Origin of the sequence: Yeguia hominis (genome assembly GCF_014384705.1) — a bacterium.
In the GTDB taxonomy this organism is placed as follows: Bacteria; Bacillota; Clostridia; order Oscillospirales; family Acutalibacteraceae; genus Yeguia; species Yeguia hominis.
The window spans coordinates 1-4,334 of sequence record NZ_JACRSN010000041.1 but is presented as its reverse complement, the minus strand read 5'-3'; the positions used below and the strand labels follow the sequence as shown (position 1 = coordinate 4,334).

Annotated in this window: 7 protein-coding genes; all 7 read right to left on the bottom strand. The window is 51.8% G+C overall.

The features are described from left to right. Positions 1 to 509: ArdC-like ssDNA-binding domain-containing protein (locus tag IAG03_RS13850; RefSeq protein ID WP_488169041.1), on the bottom strand; the 509-nt coding region annotated here is incomplete at its 3' end. A 2-nt stretch (positions 510 to 511) separates the two neighbouring features. After that, positions 512 to 1,294 (bottom strand): PcfB family protein, encoded by a 783-nt coding sequence (locus IAG03_RS13845; protein ID WP_249320700.1) that lies wholly within the window; start codon positions 1,292 to 1,294, stop codon positions 512 to 514. Then, positions 1,233 to 2,654 carry a relaxase/mobilization nuclease domain-containing protein gene (locus IAG03_RS13840; RefSeq protein WP_249320698.1) on the bottom strand — a complete coding sequence of 474 codons (1,422 nt, stop codon included), beginning with the start codon at positions 2,652 to 2,654 and terminating at the stop codon, positions 1,233 to 1,235. Before IAG03_RS13840 ends, IAG03_RS13845 begins: the two co-directional genes overlap by 62 nt. Next, complete coding sequence (locus IAG03_RS13835) at positions 2,654 to 2,977, bottom strand: plasmid mobilization protein (RefSeq protein ID WP_249320697.1); 324 nt, start codon at positions 2,975 to 2,977, stop codon at positions 2,654 to 2,656. Before IAG03_RS13835 ends, IAG03_RS13840 begins: the two co-directional genes overlap by 1 nt. Positions 2,978 to 3,083: 106 nt before the next feature. Beyond that, a complete protein-coding gene (locus IAG03_RS13830; protein ID WP_249320696.1) occupies positions 3,084 to 3,389 on the bottom strand; it encodes a hypothetical protein in 306 nt (101 codons plus the stop codon). A 7-nt stretch (positions 3,390 to 3,396) separates the two neighbouring features. Further along, positions 3,397 to 3,636 (bottom strand): hypothetical protein, encoded by a 240-nt coding sequence (locus IAG03_RS13825; RefSeq protein WP_249320694.1) that lies wholly within the window; start codon positions 3,634 to 3,636, stop codon positions 3,397 to 3,399. Beyond that, positions 3,633 to 4,334 (bottom strand): ParM/StbA family protein (locus IAG03_RS13820; RefSeq protein WP_249320692.1); only part of this gene is annotated, 702 nt, incomplete at its 5' end. The genes IAG03_RS13820 and IAG03_RS13825, both read right to left, overlap by 4 nt.

The following is a 4,334-nucleotide window of genomic DNA, read 5'->3' as shown; positions in this document are numbered from 1 at the left end:
TCGATGGGGCAAGGTGCATTGTGGATGATGGCTTTCAGAAGCAGCCGCTCGTCCCGCTTCATTGCGGGGCGGTCCTTGGCCTTTGCGGTCGTCTGGGAAATGTCGAACACCTTCTTGGAATTGTAGCTGACACCCACGGTGCCGTCCTCCTTGGTGTACTCCTCGCCGGGCTCCAGCAATACGATTCCGCTTTCGCCCTTTTTGATGAACACGCCGTTATTCTTCCAGCCCTTAAAATCCGAAAGCTGGGTGGCGTCGACTTTCTGGGCGGTAATCAGAACCGCATTGCCCACAGAGTAGCGGTCAAAACGCGCCTGCACATCCAGATAGGATTGGAAGAGGCTGCCGTCATTTGCCATGCGCTGTGCAGTCTCATCAATCATGGCAAAAGCGCTCTCACGCTCCTGCTTTTTCTGTGCGGCCCACTCCTCCTTGTTGAAGGAAACGAAGCTCTTATCCTCCGTACCCTTCTGCGAGGAGGCATTGAAAATATCATCATAGTTTGCCATGATCATCTCTCCTTGTCTTTTTCCTTTTTCGGCACAGGCCTGTGCTCAGAGGTTCTGTTGGGTTCATCCTTGCTTTTCTGCGCGGAGCTCGTCCTCTGTCTCTGCTCCTCCCGGATCTTCTTCATTTCCTGCCGGACAGATGGGCGGGAGCGTTCCGTAGGATCAGAGATACCCCTGACGGTTTTCTCGCGCTGATTTGATGTAGGCTCGGACGGACGGGATTTCGCAGCCGGGCCTTGCGTGGGGTTTTGCATTTGCGCCTCCTCCTTATTGGGCGCAGGGGCAAGAAGCGCATCCAGGAAGGCTTCCTCCTTGTCCTTTTCCGTGGTGCTGCGGTCGGGAACAGGAATGTCCGCGTTCTTCTGTTCCTCCTTTGCCTTGACGATTTCAGTACGCGCCGAGCCGATGTCTGCGGTAGCAATGCCAAAGCGGTCAAAAATGCGGTTGATCTTGCTGGCGTCCTCTGCGCGGACAAACACATCGGTGTGGCCGTCGTTCGCCGTTTTGTCCTTCAAAACGCAATACAGGATGCCGTATTTCTTCGCTTCACGGCAGAACTTTTCCAGGTCTCTGTCACCAATGGCAAAGACCTTGAGTTCCTTTCCGCTGCGGAGCATACTGTTGAGTCGTGTTTTCCCGCGCGTCTTTTTCTGGTCCTTCAGCACCGCATAAAGCAACACTGCCAAACGCTCAGCGGCTTTCCCACTGATTTTTGCAGCCACCTCAACGCCGTTGAGTGTCATCCTCACGACCTGCTCGGCTGCTTCTCCTGACGAGTAACTCATTTTCCGTTCTCTCCTTTCGTTCGATTTTCTGCTGCTCGATTTGCTCAAGATTCTTACGAACCTGTTCCGACCTGTCAGCGATGTCGGTGCACAGCGTAATTTCCTTTCGGTAGGCTTTCAGCTCTGCGGTCAGCTCTGCGATCCGGGCTCTTGTTGCTTCGGCACTTTGGAAATCTTCTTTTCTTATGTGCCGCTTCAATTCATTTTTCAGTCCCGTGCGCTGTTGCATCAAAGATTCCGCCTGCTTTTCCTTTTCGGCCTTATAGCCGGCAAGGGCCTCCACAGTTTCGATTCCTGTTTTGGCAAGGAAATCCGCCTGAGCAATGTATCTGTCGAGCTTCGTCACATCCTCACGCAAAAAAGCCGACACCTTTTTTACAGATGCCGGCTTATGCACGATAATGTGAAGCTCATAACAGTAATATAGGTACAGGGCGTAAAGGCCGGTGGCCTTCTTTGCTTTCTCCTTGTATTGATAATAGGGTGCTTTCGTGTCCTCTGTAATCTCGGGGAAAGGCGTCTTGCGGCGGTAGTTGTTCTGAATCCGCTGCTTGATGGAATCCAGCTCGTAGTATTCACCCAGCTTGTCCAAGCGGAAGTTCTTCCCGCCGTCCACGATCCTTACAATGGGGTGGACCCTCGGCGAGCCCTTCGGCGTCCGGGTAATCACTTCGTAGCCCATTTCCTTCATGACGCGCAGGAACTCACGCTCCGTAGTCGAGGCGAGGATCGCCCTGTTAATATCCTCGCGTATTCTGCTGCGCATGGTGGGCTTGCCATTCTTCTCGGCCAGCCATTCTCCGTAATTGGCTCTGCGGTCGGCAGGATACTCTATCACGGAAATTTTCGCTTCCCGGCACAGCCGGTCGGAGACCTCCCGCATCCGTCTGTAATCCGCCGGTGAGTTATAGAACTTCTTGCCGTCCACATCGGAAACGGAGTTTATGACAAAGTGATTGTGATAATGCCCGGTGTTGCAGTGGGTAGCGATTACGACCTGAAAGCGATCGCCCCATAACTCTCTAGCAAGGGCGACACCAATGCTGTGTGCCGTATCTGCGTCCACTTCATCTGCCTTAAAGGACTGATAGCCGTGATAGCAGGACCTGCCGCCCTCATTATGCATCAGCCGCTTTGTCTCCATGAACTCCTGCGCCGCCGTTTCCTCGCTGTGGAGATGGAGGCAGGTGACATAGGCTCTTTTCTCGGTTTTCATTTCGTCGGCGGCATATTCCACCACGCCCTCGATTTCATGAAGCTCCGAGAGTCTTTCCTTGTCATGCGTTTTCTCTGGATTGCGGGCGTAATTGATGACCTTGTCCACCCGTCCTTTTATGGGCCAGATCGATGTAACCGCCATTACTGATAATCGGAGGTGTACGCATCAGATACCATTTTCGTGGCGGCTCTGATTCCCTCCAAGTCCTTTCTGAACTGGGGCATATCCGGCACATTGGTGGTGTTGAATCTCTTTAAGGTCTGATCCAGATTGTACCCTGCCTGCCGCATGGCCCGAAGCAGCAGGGGAATATCAGCAGGCGGTGCTTCCTTAATTTCCTTGTCGGCAACGCTGTGGCGAACAAAGCCGCCGATGGACATACCGGCTTTCTTTGCCTTTTTGGAGAGCAGGGACAGCTCATCCTTTGTGAAGCAGACCTCCACTCTGCAATTTCTTTTTCTCAAAAACACTCATCCTTTCCGTTGGGGGTTCAGGGGCATTGCCCCAGACAAGCGGAATCTGTACGGACAGATTCGTTGCTTGTTAAGACAGTGCCACCAACCCCACGATTCAAATTACTTCGACACTTCTGAGGTACGAAACGCCCTTTGCAGAGAATTGGAACGAAACACTTACACGGGTATTAAGAGGAATATCAGCCAAACCCAAATAGTTTTTTTCGCTCCATGCTGATGTCATGATCTTTCTTCCGTCATCGAAATCAAGATATGCCAACAGGTTTTTGTTCCTATCCCAGCGTTTACAGGCAATCGTCGCTGCAAAAGTCCCCTCAAAATCGGGGAACTGATATTCACGACCGTCAAAGCCAGACTCCACGAACTCCCGCCAGGACAATGCGCGCTTTTCGTTTTCCATATCGTTTTCACCTCCATTCCAAAGTGGCTCCATTTTGGAGCCACCGATTGTTTGGACAAGAAAAAATGGCTCCAAAAACGACTTTTCTGATCATCTTTTCCAAACCGAAAAGCTCTCTCGAAGTATTGATTGCGCTGATAACCTCTTTGCCGACAAACCCACTTCCTTTTTCATGGATGATCTCCCAAGCTTTTCGCTCGGCATCTACATCCATGTTGAAACGCACACTGATTCTCTTGTAACTCATCGTGAAATGCCTTTGCGGGCATTCAGCTCTGCGAGATATTCATACCCCTTCGCCGTGGCGCAGATGTCATCATTAATGGTCACACGGGACGCATCGTACACGCCGAAATTGCGGATCAGGCAGCTGCCGCCGCCGAGAACATACAGCTTCATCAGCTCCGGATTATACTCGTGCTCACGAAGTCTCTGAAAAATGCCCTCCACATAATCGGTGGCCGTGTCAGTAATGGTTTTCAGATAATCCTCCTTGATGTCTGCCGTACCGAACCGAAACACCCGGTTGATAATCGCCTCATCCACGGTGGTGTGATGCGCACGCATGACATTCTCCCGCACAGCAAGTAGGCACTGGTGTGTACCATATTTCTCCGTAAACATATTCCCGGAAACCGGCTTTTTGTCATTGATGAACATGATGTTCATCGTACCGTTTCCGATATCGCAGATCATGTTTACGCCCCGAAAATCTGAAAGCCGGTCTGCCACCGCCGCAAAGCCCTGTGGGAACACATCCACGCCTACGATCTCCACATGGTAGGAGACATTTCGGAACGAGAAGTCTACGGCTTTGTTCTGCAAGAGATAGTCCCTGAACTCGTCCCGCTGACCACTGACCCAAGTAAGAGGAAGACCTGCCGCAATTCTGATTTTGCCGCAGGTCATTTTTCGGATATTCAGTTCCCGCGCGATGGCCGCAAG

Coding starts and splice junctions, on each gene's coding strand:
- IAG03_RS13825 (WP_249320694.1), bottom strand. CDS start 3,636: ATGAGTTACAAGAGAATCAGTGTGCGTTTCAACATGGATGTAGATGCC.
- IAG03_RS13830 (WP_249320696.1), bottom strand. CDS start 3,389: ATGGAAAACGAAAAGCGCGCATTGTCCTGGCGGGAGTTCGTGGAGTCT.
- IAG03_RS13845 (WP_249320700.1), bottom strand. CDS start 1,294: ATGAGTTACTCGTCAGGAGAAGCAGCCGAGCAGGTCGTGAGGATGACA.
- IAG03_RS13840 (WP_249320698.1), bottom strand. CDS start 2,654: ATGGCGGTTACATCGATCTGGCCCATAAAAGGACGGGTGGACAAGGTC.